The organism is Pararhizobium sp. LjRoot255, assembly GCF_964252905.1.
Classification (GTDB): Bacteria; Pseudomonadota; Alphaproteobacteria; order Rhizobiales; family Rhizobiaceae; genus Pararhizobium.
Window position 1 is genome coordinate 1399994 of sequence record NZ_CAXUPQ020000001.1, and the last position, 22988, is coordinate 1422981.

General features: G+C 61.0%; 23 protein-coding genes. 10 read left to right on the top strand and 13 right to left on the bottom strand.

From position 1 onward, the window contains the following. The first annotated feature begins 66 nt into the window (after positions 1 to 66). The 5 genes from ACSQ2W_RS06995 (at position 67) to ACSQ2W_RS07015 (ending at position 4918) form a co-directional block, all read left to right on the top strand. Entirely contained in the window at positions 67 to 447 is a 381-nt protein-coding gene (locus ACSQ2W_RS06995; RefSeq protein ID WP_436085604.1) for a methylglyoxal synthase, read from the top strand. Positions 448 to 489: 42 nt separating this feature from the next. After that, positions 490 to 1515 carry a glucokinase gene (locus tag ACSQ2W_RS07000; RefSeq protein ID WP_436085605.1) on the top strand — a complete coding sequence of 342 codons (1026 nt, stop codon included), beginning with the start codon at positions 490 to 492 and terminating at the stop codon, positions 1513 to 1515. Between the two features lie 100 nt (positions 1516 to 1615). Then, complete coding sequence (locus tag ACSQ2W_RS07005) at positions 1616 to 3439, top strand: ABC transporter ATP-binding protein (protein ID WP_436085606.1); 1824 nt, start codon at positions 1616 to 1618, stop codon at positions 3437 to 3439. After that, entirely contained in the window at positions 3436 to 4254 is an 819-nt protein-coding gene (gene dapB, locus ACSQ2W_RS07010; RefSeq protein WP_436085607.1) for a 4-hydroxy-tetrahydrodipicolinate reductase, read from the top strand. Before ACSQ2W_RS07005 ends, dapB begins: the two co-directional genes overlap by 4 nt. Before the next feature lie 28 nt (positions 4255 to 4282). Then, entirely contained in the window at positions 4283 to 4918 is a 636-nt protein-coding gene (locus ACSQ2W_RS07015) for a 2,3-bisphosphoglycerate-dependent phosphoglycerate mutase (RefSeq protein WP_436085608.1), read from the top strand. A gap of 55 nt (positions 4919 to 4973) precedes the next feature. Here the strand turns inward: ACSQ2W_RS07015 and ACSQ2W_RS07020 are convergent, their stop codons facing one another. Both ACSQ2W_RS07020 and ACSQ2W_RS07025 read right to left on the bottom strand, forming a co-directional pair. Next, positions 4974 to 5846: a methylated-DNA--[protein]-cysteine S-methyltransferase gene (locus tag ACSQ2W_RS07020; RefSeq protein WP_436085609.1), complete on the bottom strand. Its 873-nt coding sequence runs from the start codon at positions 5844 to 5846 to the stop codon at positions 4974 to 4976. A gap of 175 nt (positions 5847 to 6021) precedes the next feature. Further along, positions 6022 to 6519: a DUF2244 domain-containing protein gene (locus tag ACSQ2W_RS07025; protein WP_436085610.1), complete on the bottom strand. Its 498-nt coding sequence runs from the start codon at positions 6517 to 6519 to the stop codon at positions 6022 to 6024. A gap of 22 nt (positions 6520 to 6541) precedes the next feature. Here ACSQ2W_RS07025 and nth point away from each other — a divergent pair, with 22 nt between their 5' ends. Together nth and ACSQ2W_RS07035 are read left to right on the top strand one after the other, a co-directional pair. Further along, complete coding sequence (gene nth, locus ACSQ2W_RS07030) at positions 6542 to 7306, top strand: endonuclease III (RefSeq protein ID WP_436085611.1); 765 nt, start codon at positions 6542 to 6544, stop codon at positions 7304 to 7306. 269 nt (positions 7307 to 7575) lie between these two features. Then, on the top strand, positions 7576 to 8568 hold the full coding sequence (locus tag ACSQ2W_RS07035; RefSeq protein ID WP_436085612.1) for an adenosine kinase: 993 nt from the start codon (positions 7576 to 7578) through the stop codon (positions 8566 to 8568). 21 nt (positions 8569 to 8589) lie between these two features. Here the strand turns inward: ACSQ2W_RS07035 and ACSQ2W_RS07040 are convergent, their stop codons facing one another. Continuing rightward, positions 8590 to 9129: an SH3 domain-containing protein gene (locus tag ACSQ2W_RS07040; RefSeq protein WP_436085613.1), complete on the bottom strand. Its 540-nt coding sequence runs from the start codon at positions 9127 to 9129 to the stop codon at positions 8590 to 8592. Positions 9130 to 9326: 197 nt separating this feature from the next. Here ACSQ2W_RS07040 and ACSQ2W_RS07045 point away from each other — a divergent pair, with 197 nt between their 5' ends. Beyond that, entirely contained in the window at positions 9327 to 10331 is a 1005-nt protein-coding gene (locus tag ACSQ2W_RS07045; RefSeq protein ID WP_436085614.1) for a 2-hydroxyacid dehydrogenase, read from the top strand. Here the strand turns inward: ACSQ2W_RS07045 and ACSQ2W_RS07050 are convergent, their stop codons facing one another. The 9 genes from ACSQ2W_RS07050 to ACSQ2W_RS07090 form a co-directional block, all read right to left on the bottom strand. Further along, positions 10332 to 10802 carry a GNAT family N-acetyltransferase gene (locus ACSQ2W_RS07050; protein ID WP_436085615.1) on the bottom strand — a complete coding sequence of 157 codons (471 nt, stop codon included), beginning with the start codon at positions 10800 to 10802 and terminating at the stop codon, positions 10332 to 10334. After that, positions 10802 to 11560: a molybdopterin-synthase adenylyltransferase MoeB gene (gene moeB / locus ACSQ2W_RS07055; protein ID WP_436085616.1), complete on the bottom strand. Its 759-nt coding sequence runs from the start codon at positions 11558 to 11560 to the stop codon at positions 10802 to 10804. Before moeB ends, ACSQ2W_RS07050 begins: the two co-directional genes overlap by 1 nt. Before the next feature lie 12 nt (positions 11561 to 11572). Then, positions 11573 to 12697, bottom strand: coding sequence for a DNA replication/repair protein RecF (recF, locus tag ACSQ2W_RS07060; protein WP_436085617.1), 1125 nt, complete (start codon positions 12695 to 12697; stop codon positions 11573 to 11575). A 189-nt stretch (positions 12698 to 12886) separates the two neighbouring features. Further along, entirely contained in the window at positions 12887 to 13366 is a 480-nt protein-coding gene (locus ACSQ2W_RS07065; RefSeq protein ID WP_436085618.1) for a nuclear transport factor 2 family protein, read from the bottom strand. A 152-nt stretch (positions 13367 to 13518) separates the two neighbouring features. Beyond that, positions 13519 to 14244 carry a glutathione S-transferase gene (locus tag ACSQ2W_RS07070; protein WP_436085619.1) on the bottom strand — a complete coding sequence of 242 codons (726 nt, stop codon included), beginning with the start codon at positions 14242 to 14244 and terminating at the stop codon, positions 13519 to 13521. A 114-nt stretch (positions 14245 to 14358) separates the two neighbouring features. Beyond that, positions 14359 to 15492, bottom strand: a complete 1134-nt coding sequence (gene dnaJ, locus ACSQ2W_RS07075) for a molecular chaperone DnaJ (RefSeq protein ID WP_436085620.1) — start codon at positions 15490 to 15492, stop codon at positions 14359 to 14361. 311 nt (positions 15493 to 15803) lie between these two features. Next, positions 15804 to 17726: a molecular chaperone DnaK gene (gene dnaK / locus ACSQ2W_RS07080; protein ID WP_436085621.1), complete on the bottom strand. Its 1923-nt coding sequence runs from the start codon at positions 17724 to 17726 to the stop codon at positions 15804 to 15806. Between the two features lie 316 nt (positions 17727 to 18042). Then, the gene (locus ACSQ2W_RS07085) at positions 18043 to 20277 is read right to left on the bottom strand and encodes a transglycosylase domain-containing protein (RefSeq protein WP_436085622.1); all 2235 of its coding nucleotides are present in this window, start codon (positions 20275 to 20277) and stop codon (positions 18043 to 18045) included. A 276-nt stretch (positions 20278 to 20553) separates the two neighbouring features. Next, the gene (locus ACSQ2W_RS07090) at positions 20554 to 20706 is read right to left on the bottom strand and encodes an entericidin (RefSeq protein WP_112847645.1); all 153 of its coding nucleotides are present in this window, start codon (positions 20704 to 20706) and stop codon (positions 20554 to 20556) included. 390 nt (positions 20707 to 21096) lie between these two features. On the opposite strand from ACSQ2W_RS07090, the gene ACSQ2W_RS07095 reads away from it, so the two are divergent. Continuing rightward, positions 21097 to 21306, top strand: coding sequence for a cold-shock protein (locus ACSQ2W_RS07095; RefSeq protein ID WP_037129397.1), 210 nt, complete (start codon positions 21097 to 21099; stop codon positions 21304 to 21306). Positions 21307 to 21523: 217 nt separating this feature from the next. Beyond that, entirely contained in the window at positions 21524 to 22015 is a 492-nt protein-coding gene (locus ACSQ2W_RS07100; protein ID WP_436085623.1) for a hypothetical protein, read from the top strand. 9 nt (positions 22016 to 22024) lie between these two features. On the opposite strand, the gene ACSQ2W_RS07105 is transcribed toward ACSQ2W_RS07100, so the two are convergent. Then, complete coding sequence (locus ACSQ2W_RS07105) at positions 22025 to 22981, bottom strand: lysylphosphatidylglycerol synthase domain-containing protein (RefSeq protein ID WP_436085624.1); 957 nt, start codon at positions 22979 to 22981, stop codon at positions 22025 to 22027. Positions 22982 to 22988: the final 7 nt, after the last annotated feature.

Consider the following 22988-nt stretch of genomic DNA (forward strand, 5'->3'; position numbering starts at 1 on the left):
CTGTACAGGAATTCAAATCGATTTAAATCGCAGACCGTCATGGTCGGTTGACGCCGGAGTTCGGGGATGACCAGTCAAAAATGCGTGGCGCTGATTGCGCATGACCAGAAGAAAGACGACATAGCCGCCTTTGCCAAGGCGAACGAAGCCGTGCTTGCAGGCTGGAGGATCGTTGCCACCGGCACGACCGGCGGCCGGGTGCAGGAGGCCTGTCCGAGCCTCAATGTCATCCGCCTGAAGAGCGGCCCGCTCGGCGGCGATCAGCAGATCGGCGCGATGATCGCCACCGGCGACGTGCACATGCTGATCTTCTTCACAGACCCGCTCACCGCCATGCCGCATGACGTCGACGTCAAGGCGCTGATGCGCCTTGCCACCGTCTACGACATTCCGATGGCGCTGAACCGGGCAACGGCCGAACGGTTGATCGACTTCCATCATCCCTGATACAGCTTTCTTTCGAGCCGCACGATCAAACGGAACGTTCCCATGCTAACGCTCACAGACACCGAAAGCAGCCTCACCTTTCCGATCCTGATCGGCGATATCGGCGGAACTAATGCGCGCTTCGCGCTACTGCTCGACGCCTTCGCCGAGCCGAAATTATTCCCGATCATCCCGACGACGAGTTATGCCAGCATCGAGGAAGCGCTGCAGACCAGCATCCTTGACAAGACCTCGGTGCAGCCGCGCTCGGCGATCATTGCGGTTGCCGGCCCGGTCAAGGGCGACGATATCCCGCTCACCAATGCCGGCTGGGTGATCAAGCCGAAAGACATGCTGACGGCGCTTTCGCTCGAGGACGTGATCATCATCAACGATTTCGAGGCCCAGGCGCTGGCGATTGCCTCGATCGGCGAGGAAGGTCGCGAGCAGATCGGCCCCGGCAGCATTCTCGAAGACGCCTCCTGTGCTGTGCTCGGCCCGGGAACCGGTCTTGGGGTGGCCGGCCTCGTTCATGCGCAGCACAGCTGGATCCCGGTTCCCGGCGAAGGCGGCCATGTCGATGTCGGACCGCGCACCGAGCGCGACTATCAGATCTGGCCCTTCCTCGAACCGATCGAGGGCCGCATTTCGGCCGAACAACTGCTCTGCGGCCGCGGCATCATGAACATCTACCGCGCAGTCTGTGAATCGAAAGCCTGGTATCCGGAGCTACCCGACCCGGCCGCCGTGACGACCAGTGCGCTGGCAGAGCGCGATGAGGCGGCGGTGGAAACCGTGTCTCTGTTTTCCACCTATCTCGGCCGCGTCGCCGGCGACATGGCGATGATCTTCATGGCACGCGGCGGTGTTTTCCTCGCCGGCGGCATTTCCCAGAAAATCCTGCCGGCCTTGAGAAAACCGGAGTTCCGCGCCGCGTTCGAAGACAAGGCGCCGCACTCGGAACTTCTCAAGACCATCCCGACTTTCGTCGTCACCCACCCGACGGCTGCCCTTTCCGGCCTTGCCGCCTATTCGCGCACCCCGTCTCGCTTTGGTGTGGCAACTGAGGGACGGCGCTGGAGAACTTGAGGGGCAAGCCAGCGTCAAGACTCGCCAAAGAGGGATCAAGGGACTATAGAGCCGCTGAAATAAGGCGCCTGCAAGCGCGTCGGGCTTTAAGGAAACCAGCTTGAAACAAGCCAAGACAAAGCTGCCACCCGTAGACCGCGAGACCATTGCCAGCGTCCTGAAGCGGGTCATCGCCGAGAACGGACGCGCGCATTTGCGCGGCTATATCTTCGCCATCGGCTGCCTTGGGCTTGTCGCCGGCACGACCGCCTTCACCGCCTGGATCATGGAATCGGTGGTCAACGAGGCCTTCGCCAACAAGCGGGCCGATATCGTTCTCTACATCTGCGGCGCGATCTTCATTGCCTTCGTCGTGCGCGGGTTTGCCACTTACGGCCAGGCCGTGGCGCTTTCCAAGATCGGCAACAGCATCGTCGCCAGCTACCAGCGCCGGCTCTATTCGCACCTGATGGCTTTGAGCGTCGGCTATTTCAGCGAGACCCGCTCCGCCCGTATCTCCGCGCAGATCAGCCAGAACGTCTCCGGCATCCGCGATGTCCTCAACATGACGGTCACCTCACTGGCGCGTGATTTCCTGACCCTCATTGCGCTGATCGGGGTGATGATCAGCAAGGACTGGCTGCTGACGCTGATCGTCTTTGTCATCGCGCCGCCATTGCTGATCGGCCTTCGCTACGTCTCGCGGCGACTGAAGCAGGCAACCCGCGAATCCGTTGAGATCAACAGCCACGTGCTCGGGGCGATGCAGGAAACCATTCAGGGCATCACCATCGTCAAGGCCTTCACGATGGAGAAGCAACTGAAGACCAAGGTCGAGACGATCATCGACCGGGCCGAAAACCGCGCCAACCGCATCGCCAGGCTCAGCGAGCGGACCGCTCCGATGACGGAAACCTTTGCCGGCTTCGCGATTTCCAGCGTGCTTGCCTATGCGGCTTTCCGCTCGATCTACAACGGCATCCAGCCAGGCGCCTTTTTCGCCTTTGTCACCGCGCTCCTGATGGCCTATGACCCGGCCCGCCGGCTTGCGAGGCTCCAGGTCTCGCTCGAACGCGCCGTCGTCAATGCACGGATGATCTACGAAATCCTCGATACCGTGCCCCATCAGCGCGATCTTCCGGGTGCCGGCAATCTTGCGCTGCAGCAGGCGACGATCGAATTCAGGGACGTCCGTTTCGGATATAACCAGGGCGACGACATCCTGAAGGGCGTCAGCTTTGTTGCGGAAGGCGGCAAGACCACCGCGCTTGTCGGCCCTTCCGGCGCGGGCAAATCGACCGTGATCAGCCTCATTCCCCGCTTTTACGACCCTTCCGGCGGCGAGATCCTGATCGACGGGCAGGACATTGCCCACGTCACCAAACAATCGCTGCGCAACGGGCTCGCCTATGTTTCGCAACAGCCTTACCTCTTCGAAGGCTCGATCCGCGACAATATCCGCTATGGGCGCCCGGAAGCGACGGACGCGGAAGTCGAGGAAGCGGCGAAGCTCGCCTATGCGCATGACTTCATTCGCGCGCAGCCGCAAGGCTACGACACGCCCGTCGGCGAAAACGGCGTGACGCTGTCCGGCGGCCAGCGCCAGCGGCTGTCGATTGCTCGCGCGCTGGTCCGCCAGGCGCCGATCCTCCTGCTCGACGAGGCGACCTCGGCGCTGGACACCGAATCGGAAGCGGCCGTGCAGAAGGCGCTCGATCATGCCATGAGCGGCCGCACTGTCGTCGTCATCGCCCACCGGCTTTCCACCGTCGTCAACGCCGACAAGATCATCGTCATGAAGGATGGATTGGTGGTCGAAGAAGGAACCCACGAGGCGCTTGCGAAGCGCACGGACGGCCTTTACGCTCGATTGCACAATCTGCAGGGCAACGCCCAGCCAGCGGCGGAAGCCGAAGTTGATGGACAGGAAATGAGGCAGGCATGAGCGGGACGGACATGAAACTCGTGGTGGTGGGGGCCGCCGGCCGAATGGGCCAGACCCTGATCCGCACCATCAAGGCGATGCCGGGAGCCCAACTCTTTGCCGCTGTCGAACGGCCGGGCTCTCCCTTCATCGGCCGCGATGCCGGCGAGATTTCCGGGCTTGGTCCGATCGGCGTGACCATCACCGACAAGCCGCTCGAAGCCTTTGTCGAAGCGGAAGGTGTACTCGACTTTACGTCCCCGGTGGCCTCCGTCGAATTTGCCGATCTCGCGGCGCAGGCCCGCATCGTTCACGTCATCGGTACCACCGGCTGCTCGACGGACGACGAAACCAAATTCAAGGCGGCGGCGCGGCATGCGCGGATCGTCAAATCCGGCAATATGAGCCTCGGCGTCAATCTTCTCGGCGTTCTCACCGAACAGGCTGCGCGTGCGCTCGGGCCGGGGGATTGGGACATCGAAATTCTAGAAATGCACCACAAGCACAAAGTTGATGCGCCGTCCGGCACCGCCCTCCTGCTCGGCGAAGCTGCCGCGAGAGGCCGCGGCATAAACCTCGCCAGCCAATCCGTGCGCGTGCGCGACGGCCATACCGGCGCTCGCGTCGCCGGCACGATCGGCTTTGCGACGCTGCGTGGGGGTTCGGTGATCGGCGAACACTCGGTCATTCTCGCCGGCGAAGGCGAACAGGTGACGCTCTCCCACAGCGCGACCGACCGGTCCATTTTTGCGCGCGGCGCGGTCACCGCGGCTCTTTGGGCACGCGACCAGAAGCCCGGCCTTTATTCCATGCTCGACGTGCTCGGGCTGTCCTGAACCTCAAAACTCCCGGAGAAATATCATCATGAGCGGCACCCTCGTCCTTGTGCGTCACGGCCAGAGTGACTGGAACCTGAAAAACCTGTTCACCGGCTGGAAGGACCCGGACCTCACGGCGCTCGGCGTCGAGGAAGCCAATGCGGGCGGCAAGGCGCTTGCCGAATACGGCATCAAGTTCGACATTGCCTTCACCTCCGTTCTTTCGCGCGCCCAGCGGACCTGCAAGATCATCCTCGACAATATCGGCCAGCCCGATCTCGAGACGATCTGCGACCAGGCGCTGAACGAACGCGACTATGGCGCTCTCTCCGGTCTCAACAAGGACGACGCCCGCGCCAAATGGGGCGAGGAACAGGTGCATATCTGGCGCCGTTCCTATGACGTCCCGCCGCCGGGCGGCGAAAGCCTGCGCGACACCGGCGCCCGCGTGTGGCCCTATTATCTCACCGACATCCTGCCGCGCGTGCTGAGGGGCGAGAAGGTCCTCGTTGCGGCGCACGGCAATTCGCTGCGCTCGCTGGTGATGGTGCTCGATCGCCTGACCAAGGAGCAGATTCTCGCGCTTAACCTCGCGACCGGCGTACCGATGGTCTACAAGCTGAATGCTGACTCTACCGTCGCGTCGAAAGAAGTTCTCGGCGATATGTCCGGCGCGCACTGAGTATTCCGCGAAATGAATGGCGAGAGGGCCGCAGTTGCAGCGGCCCTTTTTCGTTTCAAACCTTGCCCGCTTCCCAGCCGAGCATCGCCCGCTTGCGGGTGAGACCCCAGTGGTAGCCGGTCAGCGCGCCGCTCTTGCCGAGCGCCCGGTGGCAGGGCACGACGAAGGAGATCGGATTGCGCCCGACGGCGGCACCGACGGCGCGCGAGGCAGTAGGCTGGCCGATATTGCAGGCGATATCCGAATAGGTGACCGCCTTGCCCATCGGGATTTTCAGAAGGGTTTCCCAGACGCGGATCTGGAAGTCGGACCCGATCAGCACGATGCGCAACGGCTCCTCCGGGCGCCACTCCCTGGAATCAAAGATGCGGGCCGCATAGGCGGCGGTCGCTGCGCTGAGTTCAACGTATTGCGCATTCGGCCAACGATTTGCCATATCCTCGAAACTGGCTTTTTCACCACCCGCATCGCTGAAGGCAAGGCCCGCGAGGCCGCGATCGGTAACCATCACCAGCGCTACGCCGAAGGGACAGGGGTGGAAGCCGTAGCGGATCGTCAGCCCGCCGCCGCGCAATTTCCATTCACCCGGCGACATGGCCTCATGGGTAACGAAGAGATCATGCAGACGGCTGGGGCCTGAGAGGCCGACCTCGAAGCTCGTTTCAAGCAGCGGCAGCTCCTCCTGCCGCAGCAGGCGCTTGGCGTGGTCGAGCGTGACTGCCTGCAGGAATGCCTTCGGCGACAATCCGGCCCAGCGCGTGAACGTCTTCTGCAATTGCGTCGGCGGCTGGCCGATTTCACCGGCGATGACCTCCAGCGACGGCTGATCGCGATAGTTTTCAGTCAGCATCTCGACCACACGGCTGACAATCTCGTAGTCGCTGCCATGCGGCGTGATGTCGGCGGGAAGCGATGTCGTGACGTTCATGATCGTATCTCCTTGGGCCCAGAGATAATCATCGGAACCGGGTCTTCGCCACCCGATTCTTGCCCTATCGCCGGGTGATTTTAGGTCGAATCGGCTTAAAATCATCCGGCGCTAGAATGAACGCAGTAGAGCATGATGTCGTCCCAAAACCGCTTACACTTTTCGGCATCATGCCCTATCGGCGCTTCACGGTCGCCAGCGCGCAGGCAAAGGCGGTGGCGAAGGTTTCCCGATCGTCCCGGTTGAGGAAGGAGCCGACATCGGTCGCCCGGCGCCGGTCGCTGATCTGCATGGAGACGATGCCGATCTCCTCGTGGCGGGAAATGTTGAACCGCGCCCAGAAGGTATTGAAGCGATGCTCGGTCATGCGGCCCGCCGGCGTGAACTTGCGCACGGACACGTCTGTGCGCGAGACGCTGACCTCCTCGCGGGCGCGAGCGGAGCGATAGTTCAGCCAGAAGGCGCCGAAGAGCAGCAGGAAATCCAGCCCGAAGAAGAAGACGATCGGCCAGGCGCCGATGACCATGAAGACAAAGATGTGAACGAGACTCATGAGGCCGGCGATCAAAAGCAGGATCTTGAAGCCCTTAAGCCCCAGCGAACGGTGCGGGGTCAGCTCGGCGGCGAAAACCGGCTGCTCCTCGGTCGTTATCTCGGCGTTGCCATCGTTCATGACCAGTGACTATAGATGCATCATGAAAAACGTGAAATCAAAATCAGCGACTACGGCGGTGAAGGCGAGACCCGCGACAGTCAGCCGCCCCAAAACCAGGCCGAAGACCGCCTACAGCAAGGCGGAAATCCATGAGATTTTTCGGCGCTTCTCGATCCAGCGTCCCGAACCCAAGGGAGAGTTGGAGCACGTCAATCCGTTCACGCTCGTCGTTGCGGTGGCACTCTCGGCGCAGGCGACGGATGCGGGCGTCAACAAGGCGACGCGGGCGCTTTTCGCCGCAGCCGATACACCGGAAAAGATGGTGGCTCTCGGCGAGGAAAAGGTTCGCGAGTACATCAAGACGATCGGCCTCTACCGCAACAAGGCGAAGAATGTCATTGCGCTCAGCGAGAAGCTGATTTCCGATTTCGGCGGCGAGGTGCCGCGCACGCGCGAAGAGCTGATCACGCTGCCGGGCGTCGGCCGCAAGACCGCCAATGTGGTGCTTTCGATGGCTTTCGGACATTCGACCATGGCGGTCGACACGCACATCTTCCGCATCGCCAATCGGATCGGTCTAGCTCCGGGAAAAACACCGGACGAGGTCGAGGAGCAGCTGATGCGGATCGTGCCGGATCATTACCTCTACCATGCCCATCACTGGCTGATCCTGCACGGACGCTACTGCTGCAAGGCGCGCAAGCCCGAGTGCGAACGCTGCGTCATTGCCGATATCTGCAAGTCAGCGGAAAAGACCAACGAAATTCCGGCGCCACTGGTCGAACTGCCGGCGCAGGTCATTTGACCGAGATGCCGTCGATCAGCGCGGCGATTGCCCTCTCATGTCCTCTCGATTGCCTCCGGCCCCTATGGCAGCGACGTCGAATCGACGCGAGCGAAGGCGACGCTTGTGCCACATCGTCACGCATTTCGAGCGTCCTATGTCGGGAATATCGCTTTCCATCTCGATCAAAATCCGGGCTCAAGCGCTCTTCTTCTCTTTGTCCCTTCCAAACCGCGGAAAATCCGCTATTACCGGACACCGGCTGACACAAACATTCCAGGCGGTTCCGAATGACCAAATTCGACGTGCTCACGATCGGCAATGCGATCGTGGATATCATCGCCCGCTGCGACGATGCATTTCTTGTCCACAACGGCATTATCAAGAGCGCGATGAACCTGATCGATGCGGAGCGAGCAGAGCTGCTCTATTCGCGCATGGGGCCGGCCCTTGAAGCCTCCGGCGGCAGCGCCGGCAATACGGCGGCGGGTGTCGCCAGCCTCGGCGGCAAGGCCGCCTATTTCGGCAAGGTCGCCAACGACCAGATGGGAGAGATCTTTACCCACGATATCCGCGCACAGGGCGTGCATTTCGAAACGAAGCCGCTCGATACGCATCCGCCGACCGCGCGTTCGATGATCTTCGTGACCGAAGACGGCGAGCGCTCGATGAACACCTATCTCGGCGCCTGCGTCGAACTTGGACCGAGCGATGTCGAGCCCAGCGTGGTTGCCGACGCGGCCGTCACCTATTTCGAGGGTTATCTCTGGGACCCGCCACTTGCCAAGGACGCGATCCGCGACTGCGCCCGCATCGCCCATGAAAACGGCAGGGAAGTGGCCATGACCCTGTCCGACAGTTTCTGCGTCCATCGCTACCGGGCGGAATTCCTCGAACTGATGCGCTCCGGTACCGTCGACATCGTCTTTGCCAACCGGGCCGAAGCCCTCGCACTCTACGAGACGGACGATTTCGAGCACGCGTTGTCGATGATCGGCAGGGACTGCAAGCTTGCCGCGGTGACGCTCAGCGAAGAAGGCTCGATCATCATCAAGGGCGGCGAGCGGGTCAAGGTCGAGGCGACAACGATCAGCAATGTCGTGGATACAACAGGCGCCGGCGACCTCTACGCGGCCGGCTTCCTGCATGGCTATACGACCGGCAGGACACTTGCCGATTGCGGCAAGCTTGGCAGCCTGGCTGCCGGCATCGTCATCGAGCAGATCGGCCCGCGCCCGATGATTTCTCTGCTGGTGGCGGCAAAAGAGGCAGGTCTTCTCTGACCAACCCGAGTATCCGGCCGATTATTTGAAGGCTTCGCCCGGATAGGCACCCCAGATTTCACCCTGGGAGATCCAACCATCGACCCCTTGCGCCTCGGCGCGACACCAGTCGCCGTTGCATTCGCCGACATGCACGACGACACCCGGCTCCATGCGCGCGACGATCCCGCTATTGGACTGCGGATCGCGCCGCATGTTGACGAAAACGCCCTCGCCCTTGCCACGCATCCAAGGTGCGGTGATTGCGGTGCGATCTCCCGAAAGCAGCGCCTGGTTGACCCAGCCCTCGGTTCCGTCGGCATCGCGAATGCGCCGCCAGTTGTCATATTCCTGGATGATTTCTACCGGCACGCCGGCCTTCATGTAGCGCCAGGCAACTGCGTAGTCGACGCTCGGCCCGACCCGCAGGTTGACGCTCTTGGATTTCAGGCTGACGAAGCGCGGCAGCGGCAGACCGCTTGCGCCCTTGGCGGCCTGGGCGAAAGCCGGGGTTGCATCGATCGCCACGAAAGACAGGAGGGCTGTGGCAACGAAAGCGAGCCTGGAAAAGAACTGACGCATGACGAGATCCGTTTTCCAAAGAGATTCAGGAACTTGCAGCCAAATCTCTGACCGGTTCTGCCAAAGACAGGCAAATCGTCAAGGAACATCTAGAGTTTTGTTTGTCTTCCACACCGGGTCTGGTAGAAAATGAACTGCAGGGAGAACGATCACTCATCTTGGTTAAAAACCCGTCAACAAGGGCTCGGCAAACAGCGATGACAAACAAGAAAAAGCCCAAGGTCTACATCACCCGCAAACTGCCTGATGTCGTTGAAACGCGGATGCGCGAGCTGTTTGACGCCGAGCTCAACATCGACGACACACCGCGCAGCCAGCCCGAACTCGTGGCGGCCGTGAAGCGTGCCGACGTGCTCGTTCCGACCCTTACCGACCGGATCGACGCAGCACTGATCGAACAGGCCGGACCGCAGCTGAAACTGATCGCAAGCTTTTCGAACGGCGTCGATCACATCGACATCGACGCCGCGGCACGCCACGGCATCACCGTCACCAACACGCCAAACGTGCTGACGGAAGACACCGCCGACATGACGATGGCGCTGATCCTTGCCGTTCCGCGCCGCCTGATCGAAGGCGCCAACATCCTGACCGACCCCCGCGGCGATTGGGCGGGATGGTCGCCAACCTGGATGCTCGGGCGACGCATCTCCGGCAAGCGCATCGGCATCGTCGGCATGGGCCGCATCGGCACCGCCGTCGCCCGCCGCGCCAAGGCCTTCGGGCTTTCGATCCACTATCACAACCGCAAGCGCGTCAGCGCCGAGACCGAGGAAAAGCTGGAGGCGACCTATTGGGACAGCCTCGACCAGATGCTCGCCCGCGTCGATATCGTCTCGGTCAATTGCCCCTCGACACCCGCCACCTTTCATCTCCTGTCGGCGCGCCGGCTCGCGCTGATGCAGCCGACGAGCTACATCGTCAACACCGCGCGCGGCAGCATCGTCGACGAAACCGCGTTGGTCAAATGTCTGCGCGAAGGCAAGATCGCCGGTGCCGGCCTCGATGTGTTCGAGAACGAGCCAGCCGTGAACCCGAAGCTGGTGAAGCTTGCGACGGAAGGCAAGGTCGTGCTTTTGCCGCATATGAGCTCGGCGACGCTCGAGGGGCGCATCGACATGGGCGACAAGGTGGTGATCAACATCCGCACGTTCTTCGACGGGCACCGACCGCCGGATCGCGTTCTGCCGGGCAGAGTGTGATTACAGCGGCTTGCGCATCTCGATGAAGGTGGGGCGCGTAAAGCCGGGGTGCGACGCTTCGGCGGTCCTGACAAAGCCCCACCGCGCAAACAGGCGGTGATTCTCTTCAAGCTCGATTCGCGTTTCCAGGCGGAGGTATGGCAGACGACATTCTGCGGCGTAGGTTTCCGCCGCCCGCAGCATCAATCGCCCGACGCCCCTGCCCTGCGCGTCCGGAGCAACGGCGAGTTTGCCGATATACAAGCAATCCGGCGGTTCCGGTTTACAAAAGATGCAGCCTGCCAGCCGATCGTTTTCGACGACAGCATAGGCTTTCTCGGTTTCAGCTTTTTGCTTCAGCGATTGCGGCGTCAGCTGCAGGGCCGATGATGGCGGAACGATGCGCGGATGCATAGAGGCGAAGGAGGCAAGGATAAGCGCCAGCAGCGCATCCCAGTCCTCGAACGCCCTATCGATCGGCGCGAGTTTCATCAAACCTTCCGGCCATATCTGATAGTCTCGAACCGAGCCGTCAGCGCGTCATACATCAGCAAGCGGCCGATCAGCGGTTCGCCGGCGCCGGTGACGAGCTTGATGACTTCCATAGCCTGCAATGTACCGATGACGCCCGTCAACGCGCCGACGATGCCGGCCTCCGCACAGCTAGGCACGACGCCCGGCGGCGGTGGGGCGGGGAAGAGATCGCGATAAGATGGGTTCTGCCGCCCATCGCTTGTCATTTTCCAGGGCTGGAGGACGGTGAGGGAGCCATCGAACCGGCCGACGGCGCCGGTGACCAGCGTGATTTGCAGCCGCTCCGCCGTATCGGCGGCAAGATAGCGCGTTTCGAAATTGTCCGACCCATCAACGACGATATCGTAGCCGAAAAACAGCGTCTCCGCATTGGACGCATCCAACCGGGTTTCATGCTGAACCACCGCGACATGCGGGTTGAGCCCGGCGATGAATTCGGCCGCACTGTCAGCCTTTGACCTGCCTATGCCGGGCGTGGCGTGGATGACCTGTCGCTGCAGGTTGGACAGCGACACCGTATCGTCATCGACGATGCCGAGCGCGCCGATACCGGCGGCGGCAAGATATTGCAGCACGGGGGCACCGAGACCGCCAGCGCCGATGACAAGAACGCGCGCGGCCTTCAGGGCCTGCTGACCGGCCCCGCCGATCTCCGGCAGGATGATGTGGCGCGCATAGCGCTGGATTTCTTCGGAACTGAGGGGTTCTGTACGCATGATGGCTGAATGTCACCCGGAAACGGTGCCATTGGCAACCGTGAGATAGCGCGCCCGTTCGCCAAGCGCCGAAAACATCGATTGATCCGTGCCCGTCATGAAGGCCTGACCGCCCAAATCGTCGACCAGATCGAACAGGGCTGCCCGCCGCCCCTCGTCGAGATGCGCTGCTATTTCGTCGAGCAGCAGCACGGGCGCGTGGCCCGTCATATTGGCGACAAGGCGGGCATGGGCAAGGACCAGGCCGACGAGAAGCGCCTTCTGCTCGCCGGTCGAGCAGCGCTCCGCCTCCATGTTCTTGGTCCGGTGACGGATCAGAAGATCGCTGCGATGCGGCCCATCGAGCGTGCGGCCGACGCTTGCATCTCGGTAGCGGCCGTTCTTCATCATCTCCAGATATTGTTCCTCCAGATCGAAGGCCGGACGGTGCCATTCGCCGTCGAGAAAACCGGAAAGCGCCAAATCGGCGACGGGGAAAACGCCCCCTTCATGGTTCTTGTCCACCAATGCCGCAAGAAGGCCCAGCATCTCCTGGCGGGCCAGCGCCATCGAGATGCCGAGCTCGGCCATCTGACGCTCAAGGCCCGTCAGCCAGACGGGATCCGCCCGCCCCTCGGACAGGAGCTTGTTGCGGCTGCGCATGGCGCGCTCGTAGTCGCTGGCGCGACGGCCATGCTCCGGATCGAGCGACAGGACCAATCGGTCAAGGAAGCGGCGCCGATCGCTGGAGCCGCCGGTGAAAAGTCCGTCCATGGCCGGCGTCAGCCAGAGCACGCGCAGATGATCGAGGAGTTCGTCGACGGTCTTTGCCGTTGTGCCGTTGATCCGCAGGCGCCGCGCCTGTCCCTCCTCGGCTCCGGCCGTGCCGGTGCCGATCTCGACGGGACCATCCATGCCCTCCAGTTCCGCAAAGACGGAGAATCCGGCTTCGGCTCCGACCCGGGCTACATCGACATAGGCAGCTCGGCGCAGGCCACGGCCGGGAGACAGGAAAGAGACGGCCTCCATCAGATTGGTCTTGCCAGCGCCATTCTCGCCCGTCAGCACGACATGGCGCGTGTCGAGGTCGAGCGCCAAGGCCGCATAGTTGCGGAAATCGCTGAGTTTCAGGCGGCTGAGAAAGACCTTGTGCGGCATGAGGAATCCGGTTGCGTATCCGGTTGAGAGCTATGCCGAACCGCGCGGGATGGCAAGACGAAAGGACGACGTGGATCAAGACCAGAACACTGCGCCGCGTATACAAGCAGCAATCAAGGACGCCATCATACCCCTCCCAAGCCCATCCTGGGAGGTTGATGAAAACGGCCGGTCCGGCGCGCCTACGATTCAGGCGTGAATACCTTCCGCGGAAGCGGGCGCAAGGCCCACCGCCTGCGCTCCCTGGGCCGATTCCGGCGCAACGAGGCCGGCGGCTTCAGCCACCGACAGCGTATCGACGAACTCGGTCAGTTCAACGACTCGTCCGTTCCTGAACGTGAACTTATCCACGAACTCGGTATCGAAACGCGTATCCGTCGGGATGAACCGAACCGTCCCGGCGCGATGGACAAATACCGTGTCGCCCTCAATGCAAAGGCCGGTATTCCCGATACCGGTAAGGTCCCAGTTCTCCATGAGCGCCATCAGGGTTGCACGCAGGGATGCAGAATCATCCACCTTCTGCGTGATTGGTCCCAGGCGGCCGGTTCCCACGATGCGGAAACTGCAGGCGGGATCGATCCAGTTCATCAAGGCGTCGATGTCATCGGCATCGCGCGCCCGATAGATTTCGCCGATTGTGCTTTCAAGTGTGCCTCGATCAGTCATCGACTGGCCTCCCTTTTTCACCCTGGGATCTTGCGCTTGTTTCGCCTGCGCGGCAACCAGCGCGAGAGGCCGACGACGCGGCTTGCGGCAGGGAGCAACGGATGCTCTGGCGGTGAGCCGAGACGCCGTGGCGGACGTCCAATCGGGGCGGGTCAGCCAGAGGATCGGTCAAGTTCCGGATAATGGCGGAAGATACCTTCCTCGTTGAAAGCAAGCCGGCGTTTGGACGCAAGATAGACCTTGATCCGGGGCAGTTCGCGGACCTGCGCGTTGAGCGCGACGAGTAGCGGATAGTCCGGTTCGGCCGCCTGCATCGCTTTCGGGAAGGCATAACGCAACCCCTCCAGAAGATGAAACAAAGACAGGTCGACATAGGTCAGCGCATCGCCGACGGCATGGATCTGCCCCTCGCCATTCCTGCTGAGCTGCTTTTCGAAGTATCCGAGGAATTTTGGCAGCCGTTCGTCGAGGAAATTTTCGGCACGCCGGCGTGCTTCGTCCCTCTGCTCATGATAATAGAGCGACACGCCGATCGGGTGATGGACGTCGTGAGTTTCGCCGACGAAATCGGTGATGGTCAGTTGCAGCCCATTTGCCTCGAACCGGCCGGCTTCGTCCTTGGGCGCGAGCCCAAGCCTGCCGCCGAGATAGAGCAGGATATTGGCGACGTGGGAGACGACGATATCTCCGTCCCTCAGGAAGGGTGGCGCAAAGGGCGTGAATGTCCCGGTCTTGCCTTTCATCATCGACATCATGCGCGCCATGCCGCCGTCCGTGCGGGCAACGTCGATGTAATCGGCGCCGGCCTGCTCGAGCGCGAGGCGGACGAACTCACCACGGCCGGGAATGCCATTCCAATAAAAGAGCTCGTAAGCCATGGGAAAACCTTTCGCTTGTGAACGTCAGCCGGCGGTGCCGGCGAATGGACAAAAAAAGGCCGGAGACATTGCTGCCTCCGGCCGGGATATATTACCGATTGTCGGCTTGGCCAGTCACTCGATGTCGAAGAAATCCTTCATGCGGGAAAAAAATCCGGCGGATTCGGGATTGTTTTCCTTCGAAGACAGATCTTCAAACTCCCTCAGCAGTTCGCGCTGGCGCTTAGTGAGGTTCTGCGGCGTTTCGATCTGGATCTGGATGTAGAGATCGCCGACCTGGCTGGAGCGCAGCACCGGCATGCCCTTGCCCTTCAGGCGAAACTGCCTTCCGGCTTGCGTGCCTTCCGGCACCGAGACCCGCGACTTGGTGCCGTCGAGCGTCGCCACATCGAACTTGCCGCCAAGCGCCGCCGTCGTCATCGAGATCGGCACACTGCAATAAAGGTCCGCGCCGTCGCGCTGGTAGAATTCATGCGGCTTGACCGACAGGAAGATATAGAGGTCGCCAGCGGGGCCGCCACGCAGGCCTGCCTCGCCTTCACCCGAAAGGCGAATACGAGTTCCATCCTCGATGCCGGCCGGAATATTGACCGATAGCGAACGCTCCTCGGTCACGCGGCCCTGGCCATGGCATTTCCCACACGGATCGGTGATGGTCTGGCCGCGGCCATGACAGGTCGGGCAAGTCCGCTCGATGGAAAAGAAGCCTTGGGCAGCGCGCACACGGCCCGAGCCCTGGCAGGTTCCGCAGGTCTGCGGTTTTGTCCCCGGCTTGGCGCCGGAACCTGTGCAGACATCGCACGTGATCGATGTCGGTACGCGGATTTGCGCCGTCTTGCCGGAATAGGCCTCTTCCAGCGAGATTTCCATATTGTAGCGCAGATCGGCGCCGCGTTCGCGTCCGCCCGACGACCGCCGCTGGCGGCCGCCGCCCATCATCTCACCGAAAATGTCCTCGAAAATATCGGAGAAGCCGCCGGCACCCGCACCACCAAAACCGGCGCCACCGCCGCCCATGCCGCCATTTTCGAAGGCTGCGTGGCCATAGCGATCATAGGCAGCCCGCTTCTGCGGGTCCTTGAGTGTTTCATATGCGTGGCTAATATCCTTGAAAGTTTTTTCCGCTTCCGCGTCGCCGGGATTCTTGTCCGGGTGATACTTCATCGCCAGTTTGCGGAAAGCGCTTTTGAGCTCTTTCTCGTCCGCTGATTTTCCAACGCCGAGCGTTTCGTAAAGATCACGTTTCATACTTGCAGGTTGTCCTGTTGAATAGGCATGCTGAAACCGGCCGCCCGATGATCGCCTTGCGAAAGCATTTAGTAAACCTTCAAGCGCGATACCATAGGCAATACACGATCCTTGACGGTTTTTGTCGGAAAAGCACAGATTCAGGCCGATGCACCTGCATTCCGGGACCTGGCGGCGCGGCGCGCCCAGCCGAAAAGCCGATTACACATCATCCGTCAGGCTGCACGGCGCGCTTCAACGGCACTGTCTTGAGCATGCAAAAGCCCGGAGCCTGCGGCTCCGGGCTTTGCTTATTTTCAGGTCGAAAAAACTTATGCGGACTTCTTACGATCGTCCTCGTCGTTGACTTCTTCGTAGTCGGCATCGACGATATCGCCATCGCGGGCAGCGTCTGCGGCGGCATCGGCATTGGCCGCGTCAGTCTGCTGGGCTTCATACATCGCCTGGCCGAGTTTCATCGAAGCTTCGAGCAGCGTCTGGGTCTTGGCCTTGATGTCTTCAGCATCGGGCTCCGAGGCTTCGACCGAGGTCTTCAGTGCTGCGATCGCATCCGAGATCGCGGTGCGCTCGGCTTCCGTGACCTTGTCGCCATATTCCTTCAGCGACTTCTCCGAAGAATGAATCAGGCTTTCGGCCTGGTTCTTGGCTTCCACGGTTTCGCGGCGCTTCTTGTCGGTTTCGGCATTGGCCTCGGCATCCTTGACCATCTTCTCGATATCCGCGTCGGACAGACCTCCCGATGCCTGGATCCGGATCTGATGCTCCTTGCCGGTGCCCTTGTCCTTGGCCGAAACCTGCACGATGCCGTTGGCGTCGATGTCGAAGGTGACTTCGATCTGCGGAACGCCGCGCGGTGCCGGCGGGATGCCGACGAGGTCGAACTGGCCAAGCAGCTTATTGTCCGCAGCCATTTCGCGCTCGCCCTGGCTGACGCGGATGGTGACGGCGGACTGGCTGTCTTCGGCCGTCGAGAAAGTCTGCGACTTCTTCGTCGGGATCGTCGTGTTGCGTTCGATCAGGCGGGTGAAGACGCCACCCAGTGTTTCGATGCCGAGTGACAGTGGGGTCACGTCGAGAAGCAGGACATCCTTGACGTCGCCTTGCAGAACGCCGGCCTGGATGGCGGCGCCGAGGGCGACCACTTCATCCGGGTTGACGCCCTTGTGCGGTTCCTTGCCGAACAGCTGCTTGACGGTTTCCTGCACCTTCGGCATGCGGCTCATGCCGCCGACCAGAACCACTTCGTCGATCTCGGCTGCCGTAACGCCGGCATCCTTGAGGGCTGCCTTGCACGGAGCGACGGTGCGCTGAATGAGGTCATCGACCAGGCTTTCGAACTTGGCGCGCGACAGCTTCATCGTCAGGTGCTTCGGACCGGAAGCGTCCGCCGTGATGAACGGCAGGTTGATTTCGGTCTGCTGCGAGGAAGACAGCTCGATCTTCGCCTTTTCGGCGGCTTCCTTGAGGCGCTGCAGAGCCAGCTTGTCGTTCTTCAGGTCGATGCCCTGATCCTTCTTGAACTCGGCTGCAAGGTATTCGACCAGACGCATGTCGAAGTCTTCACCACCGAGGAAGGTGTCGCCGTTGGTCGACTTCACTTCGAAGACGCCGTCGCCGATTTCCAGAACCGAAATATCGAACGTGCCGCCACCCAAGTCGTAAACGGCGATGGTCTTGCCTTCCTTCTTGTCGAGGCCGTAGGCAAGGGCCGCTGCCGTCGGCTCGTTGATGATGCGCAGCACTTCAAGACCGGCGATCTTGCCGGCATCCTTGGTTGCCTGGCGCTGCGCGTCGTTGAAGTAGGCGGGAACGGTGATGACGGCCTGGGTGACCTTTTCGCCGAGATAGGATTCGGCGGTTTCCTTCATCTTCTGAAGGATCATGGCGGAGATCTGCGACGGGGAATACTTCTCGCCGTGTGCTTCGACCCAGGCGTCGCTATTATCTGCCTTGATGATCTTGTACGGCACCATGGCCTTGTCTTTTTGCGTGGTCGGATCCTGGAACGTGCGGCCGATCAGGCGCTTGATCGCAAAAAGCGTGTTTTCCGGATTGGTGACGGCCTGACGCTTGGCCGGCTGGCCGATCAGGCGCTCGCCGTCTTCGTTGAAAGCAACGATCGACGGGGTCGTGCGCGCACCTTCCGCATTTTCAATGACCTTCGCGTCCTTGCCGTCCATGACGGCGACGCAGGAGTTGGTCGTTCCCAAGTCAATACCGATTACTTTAGCCATGTCGTTCTCTCCTTGCAGCGGACTGTCAGAACCCGGTCAGGCATTCATTTGACAGCCCCTAACGGGATGGTCAGTGGAATATTCGCGGTGGAAGCCGCGGCGATGGGGCGTATATAAGGAGCAGCGTTTCGGACTGCAAGACATCTGCGCGGCTGAAAACACGCAAAAACCGAGCGGTAAAGGGCAAACAGGCCGAAAAAAGCCGCCTGCCTGAACGCCGTCGTTTCACGCTCAGCCTGCTTTTAAAAGTCGACGCGCTCAATCTCGCAGTGCGCTCTTCCTGCTCGGCGATACGCAAGGACGAAATGACGGGTGGTCAACCGCCGGTGAGGATATCGAACAGCGTGGTCCGCCGTGTCGTGCCGGTCCTTTCGCCGACATCAGCCGGCGGCACCAACCCCGAGTTCGCCGGCTGGCCCAGGCCCTGCTGGGCGCCGGCCTGTCCGTTGGCGACCGGCGCCTGCGGAAACTCGTCCGTGCCGCCATTGCCAAAGGTGCCGGAAATGACGTCGCCAATGGTTTCGGGCGCGGCCTGATCGTTCTCGAATGTCGGCTGAACGCCGGTCGTGCCGAAGACGGGCGACGGCGACAGGCCTTCGTGCGCGGCCGTCATGTAGTCATGCCAGGCCTTGGCCGGAAGGCCGCCGCCGGTCACCTTCTTCATCGACTTGCTGTCATCATTGCCGAACCAGATGCCGGTCGTCAGGTTGCTGGTGAAGCCAACGAACAGCGCATCGCGGAAGGACTGCGTCGTACCCGACTTGCCGGCCGCCTGCCAGCCTTTGAGTTTGGCGCTCTTGCCGGTGCCATGTTCGATCACACCCACCATCATCTGGTTCATCTCGCTGACGACGGCGGGATCAAGCACGCGGGGCGGATTGTCATAGGTGTTTTCGTAGAGAACCGTGCCATCGGCCGTCGAGATGCGCTTGATGACATGCGGCGTCGCCTTGAAGCCGCCATTCATGAAGGGAGCATAGGCGGAGGTCAGTTCGACCAGACTGACCTCAGAGGTGCCGAGCGCGATCGAGGCATTGGCCTGCATTTCCGATTCGATGCCGAGCCTGTGGGCGAGCTTTATGACGTTCTGCGGTCCGACTTCCATGACCAGTTGAGCGGCGATGGTGTTCAGCGAATTGGCAAGCGCCGTCGAAAGGGATACCTCGCCGCGATATTTCTCGTCGTAGTTCTCCGGCGTCCAGTTGCCGATCCGGACCGGCGCGTCGTTGCGGATCGACATCGGCGTGCGGCCGATCTCCATGGCGGCGGCATAGACAAAGGGCTTGAAGGCGGAACCGGGCTGGCGCTTTGCCTTGACCGCGCGGTCGAACTGGCTGCCGGCATAATCGCGGCCGCCGACGAGAGCACGAATGGCGCCGGTGCCATCGATCGAGACGAGTGCAGCCTGGCTGACGTTGAGCTTCTCACCCGATTCGTCGAGGCTGGCGGCGAGCGTCTCTTCGGCCTTCTTCTCAAGGTCGAGATCGAGCGTGGTATCGACGATGAGGTCCTGGCTGATCTCGCCGACCATCCCCGGCAACTGGTCCATGACCATGTCGGCGACATAATATTGCGCCCCGGACCAGAAGCTCTTGGCCTTGGTCGGCGGCTGCGACATCGCCGTCTTGATCTCGGCGTCGGTGATGAAGCCTTCCTCGCGCATGGCGCCGAGCACCACCTGCGCGCGCTCTTCAGCAGCCTTCGGATCGCGCGCCGGCGACAGCCGCGACGGCGCCTTGAGCAATCCCGCAAGAAGAGCCGCCTCGCCGAGGTTTACGTCCCGTGCCGACTTGTTGAAATAGCGCCGCGATGCCGCCTCGACGCCATAGGCGTTCGAACCGAAGAACACCCTGTTCAGGTACATCGCAAGGATCTGGTCCTTGGTATATTTCTGCTCCAGCCAAGCGGCGAGGAGCACCTCCTGCACCTTGCGCTCGAGCGTGCGCTCCGGCGAGAGGAACATATTCTTGGCAAGCTGCTGGGTGAGCGTCGAGCCGCCCTGCACCATGCGTCCTGCGGTGATATTGGTCAGCATCGCGCGCGCCAGACCGAGCGGATCGACACCGAAATGCGAATAGAAACGCCGGTCTTCGATGGCGATGACCGCCTGGGGAATATAGGGCGACATGTTTTCGAGCGACAGCGCCTCGCCGCCGGTGGCGCCGCGATTGGCGATGATATCGCCGCTGACGGCGAGGATCTTGACGTTTGGCGGACGCTCTGGAATGGCCCAGCTGGTCGCGCTCGGCATGCGCGCGCCGTAATAGAGCATCAGCCCGCCGACGCCGATGATACCCCAGATGCCGAGCACGATGCACCAGTAGACCATAGAACGGATCATGCCAGTCAGACCGCCGCTATCGCGCGCCCCCCCGCGGCCGGAGCCCTTCTTCGATCTGTTCTTATTCGCAGCAGGTTTTGAGCTTCCGGACCTGCGGCTTCCGCCGCTGACGCGGTCTTCGGCATCGATGCGCAGATCGCCGTCGTCACGACCGCGTCCACCCTCGAACGAAGGCTCTATTCTCTGCGGTGATTTGCGATTACCTGCCATGCCGGGGTAGGGTTGCTCCAGACGAGCGTTTCGGGATAGCCAGGCCGGCCGTTCCGCCGCCACGCCGATTTTACACAGTGCGATGAAGTGTAAATGCGGCGATTTAAGGGGGAGTTAAATACCGATTTGAATTAAAATCGTGCGCTTTCAATTCGTTGCGTGAAATCGTCTCCGATCCGGCCCTGGGCGGTAAAGAAGAAACAGCTCCGCTGGCGACAACGCGAAATCATCGCGGCGCGTACGTTCGCAGTGAACAGCAGATTCTCGTGGATTTCTTCAGTTCGCGTCCGCCTTCGCAATACGGTGCGTTGCGTCGTCCAGGGCATTGCTGGTTTGGACGCCGTCCTGCTTTAAACCGCGCGCCGTGTTGCCGCATGCGGCGAGCGTCAACAAGGACAGGCAGGCAACGGCAATCACGACTTTCGACATGGTATTCCTCCCTTGAATCCGACCATAGGAGGAAGATGATGCGCGTCACCGGGAAATCAATTCGGCCGGAACAAAAAACTGCCAATCTTCCCCGGCGCTTTCAGAACAGCGGGCGTCCCAACTGTCGCATCGGAGCGAAAATAAATTCTGCAGATCTTCTCTGAAGGCGTATTAAACCCAATGAAAACAATGATCATCGCAAAATAAAAATAATAAAACTTGACTGCGTAGTCCCGGTAACCTATCTGAGCTTTGGTCGATTTTGTTAGATGACTTTGGTTTTTGCGACATAGAGCGCAATCGGACGAACTTTCCTTCAGATTCGAACATCAAGCCTCGCTGTAATATTACGGCTTGGTTCACTATAATTTGCTAGAGAAAGGGATCGTTATGGCCACTGGCACAGTAAAATGGTTTAATTCCACCAAGGGCTTCGGCTTCATTCAGCCGGACGACGGCAGCCAGGACGTTTTCGTCCACATTTCTGCTGTTGAACGCGCTGGCATGCGCGGCCTCAACGACGGTCAGAAGATCAGCTTCGAGCTGGTTCGTGACCGCAAGTCCGGCAAGATGTCGGCAGACAGCCTCCAGGCTGCCTAATACCAATCTGGCGCGATTATCCGCGCCGGTGAAATGCGCTTCCGCGGTTGACCACGGATGTACTGGCAGGTGTGTCGAAGCGCGTTGTGAAAGGTCGGGTTTTCCCGGCCTTTTTGTTTTTCTGGACTTGGGCTGCGCATCTGTCCTTCAAAAAGGGCCGCGACCTTTAAATCGCCTTATCCGCATTGGAACTTCCCTGAACGACAGGAGCAATGCGATGAAAATCCTTACCTCCCTGATGACCGCGACCGCGCTGACCGCGTCCTGCCTCAGTGCGACGGCGCAGGACAGGGAGGTCTATCTCGACGACCGCTCCGATGGGCCGGCGCTGATCCGCTCGTTCTATAATGCGATCAATCGCAAGGAATATGCCCGTGCCTACAGCTATTTCGCGGACCGGAAACCCTTCGGCGACTATCAATCTTTTGTTCTAGGCTATGCAAAGACGGTGGATGTTCAGGTGATCACGGGTGCAGTAACGCCCGAAGGCGCTGCAGGAAGCATCTACAAGCCCGTGCCGGTGGCGATCAAATCGACGGAGAAGGGTGGCAAGGAGCGTATTTTTGCCGGCTGCTATATCACCCGCATCGTCAATGCCGCGAACCAGGAGCCGCCGTTTGCGCCGCTGCAGATCGAGAGCGCCGAACTCGAAGACGTTGGTGGCACGCTGGAAAAGGCCCTTCCGAAGGTTTGTTATCCACCTTCATGAGATGACACTCTATTCGTCATGCTTTCGCTCCGCCTGCCTGCCGGCGAGGAACTGCGAATGCTCGAAAAAGATCACGACGAGGAGCGCGATCAGAAAAGGCACGATCAGATAGAACAGGCGGAAAATGGCAAGTGCCGCCAGAACGCCCGCGGGATCCATTTCCGGCAGGCCGGCGATGAAGACCAGTTCCAGCACGCCGAGCCCGCCCGGCGCATGCGACAAAAGGGCTGCCGAAAAAGAGGCGAGAAAAACGCCGAGGACGACCATGTAGCCGGGATTTCCGGCCTCTGGCAGAGCGAAGTAGATGATCGCCGCTGCCGCGATCAATTCGACGGGCGCGATCAGCAATTGCCTCAGCGCCAGCGAGGGCTTCGGATATTCCAGCCAAAACCAGCGGGTTTTCAACGGCGGGAAGCCAACAAGGCTGCCGACAACGTAAAGCGTGATCAGCATGAGAATGACCAGCCCGATGGAGATCGACGCGCCAAGCGGCAGGAACGCGGCGAAGCGAGTGGTGATCGCCGGCTCGATCAACAGCACGATGGCCGACAGCATCAGCGTTCCAAGCAGGAACGTGACGGAACAGAAGGCGACGAGAACGGCGGTTTCGGCGGCCGAAAGACCCTTCGATCCATAGGCCCGATAGCGCACCACCGCACCGGAAAACACTGACGCGCCCACCGTGTGCGATAGCGCATAGGCAGTGAAGGAACAGATGGTGATGAACCAGAGTGAAATCCTGTGGCCGAGATGTTCCAGCGCCAGGTGATCATAGGCCGCCAAAGCGGCATAGGCTGCGAGTGTCGCGCAACCGGACAATACCCAGCCCTTGACGGACACCGCTTTCAGGCTTTCGACGAAATCATGGGCCGAAAGGCCATGCAGTTCGTGGTAGAGGCCGTAGAGAGAAAACAGGATCGCGGCCAGCCCGACGACAGGCCAGGCGAGTTTACGCACCAGTTTCATGAGGTCG

Excerpts from the sequence above, each read along its gene's own strand:
- ACSQ2W_RS06995 (WP_436085604.1), top strand. The coding sequence starts at position 67 with ATGACCAGTCAAAAATGCGTGGCGCTGATTGCGCATGACCAGAAGAAA.
- ACSQ2W_RS07000 (WP_436085605.1), top strand. The coding sequence starts at position 490 with ATGCTAACGCTCACAGACACCGAAAGCAGCCTCACCTTTCCGATCCTG.
- dapB (WP_436085607.1), top strand. The coding sequence starts at position 3,436 with ATGAGCGGGACGGACATGAAACTCGTGGTGGTGGGGGCCGCCGGCCGA.
- ACSQ2W_RS07015 (WP_436085608.1), top strand. The coding sequence starts at position 4,283 with ATGAGCGGCACCCTCGTCCTTGTGCGTCACGGCCAGAGTGACTGGAAC.
- ACSQ2W_RS07020 (WP_436085609.1), bottom strand. The coding sequence starts at position 5,846 with ATGAACGTCACGACATCGCTTCCCGCCGACATCACGCCGCATGGCAGC.
- ACSQ2W_RS07025 (WP_436085610.1), bottom strand. The coding sequence starts at position 6,519 with ATGAACGATGGCAACGCCGAGATAACGACCGAGGAGCAGCCGGTTTTC.
- nth (WP_436085611.1), top strand. The coding sequence starts at position 6,542 with ATGAAAAACGTGAAATCAAAATCAGCGACTACGGCGGTGAAGGCGAGA.
- ACSQ2W_RS07035 (WP_436085612.1), top strand. The coding sequence starts at position 7,576 with ATGACCAAATTCGACGTGCTCACGATCGGCAATGCGATCGTGGATATC.
- ACSQ2W_RS07040 (WP_436085613.1), bottom strand. The coding sequence starts at position 9,129 with ATGCGTCAGTTCTTTTCCAGGCTCGCTTTCGTTGCCACAGCCCTCCTG.
- ACSQ2W_RS07045 (WP_436085614.1), top strand. The coding sequence starts at position 9,327 with ATGACAAACAAGAAAAAGCCCAAGGTCTACATCACCCGCAAACTGCCT.
- ACSQ2W_RS07050 (WP_436085615.1), bottom strand. The coding sequence starts at position 10,802 with ATGAAACTCGCGCCGATCGATAGGGCGTTCGAGGACTGGGATGCGCTG.
- moeB (WP_436085616.1), bottom strand. The coding sequence starts at position 11,560 with ATGCGTACAGAACCCCTCAGTTCCGAAGAAATCCAGCGCTATGCGCGC.
- recF (WP_436085617.1), bottom strand. The coding sequence starts at position 12,697 with ATGCCGCACAAGGTCTTTCTCAGCCGCCTGAAACTCAGCGATTTCCGC.
- ACSQ2W_RS07065 (WP_436085618.1), bottom strand. The coding sequence starts at position 13,366 with ATGACTGATCGAGGCACACTTGAAAGCACAATCGGCGAAATCTATCGG.
- ACSQ2W_RS07070 (WP_436085619.1), bottom strand. The coding sequence starts at position 14,244 with ATGGCTTACGAGCTCTTTTATTGGAATGGCATTCCCGGCCGTGGTGAG.
- dnaJ (WP_436085620.1), bottom strand. The coding sequence starts at position 15,492 with ATGAAACGTGATCTTTACGAAACGCTCGGCGTTGGAAAATCAGCGGAC.
- dnaK (WP_436085621.1), bottom strand. The coding sequence starts at position 17,726 with ATGGCTAAAGTAATCGGTATTGACTTGGGAACGACCAACTCCTGCGTC.
- ACSQ2W_RS07085 (WP_436085622.1), bottom strand. The coding sequence starts at position 20,277 with ATGGCAGGTAATCGCAAATCACCGCAGAGAATAGAGCCTTCGTTCGAG.
- ACSQ2W_RS07090 (WP_112847645.1), bottom strand. The coding sequence starts at position 20,706 with ATGTCGAAAGTCGTGATTGCCGTTGCCTGCCTGTCCTTGTTGACGCTC.
- ACSQ2W_RS07095 (WP_037129397.1), top strand. The coding sequence starts at position 21,097 with ATGGCCACTGGCACAGTAAAATGGTTTAATTCCACCAAGGGCTTCGGC.
- ACSQ2W_RS07100 (WP_436085623.1), top strand. The coding sequence starts at position 21,524 with ATGAAAATCCTTACCTCCCTGATGACCGCGACCGCGCTGACCGCGTCC.
- ACSQ2W_RS07105 (WP_436085624.1), bottom strand. The coding sequence starts at position 22,981 with ATGAAACTGGTGCGTAAACTCGCCTGGCCTGTCGTCGGGCTGGCCGCG.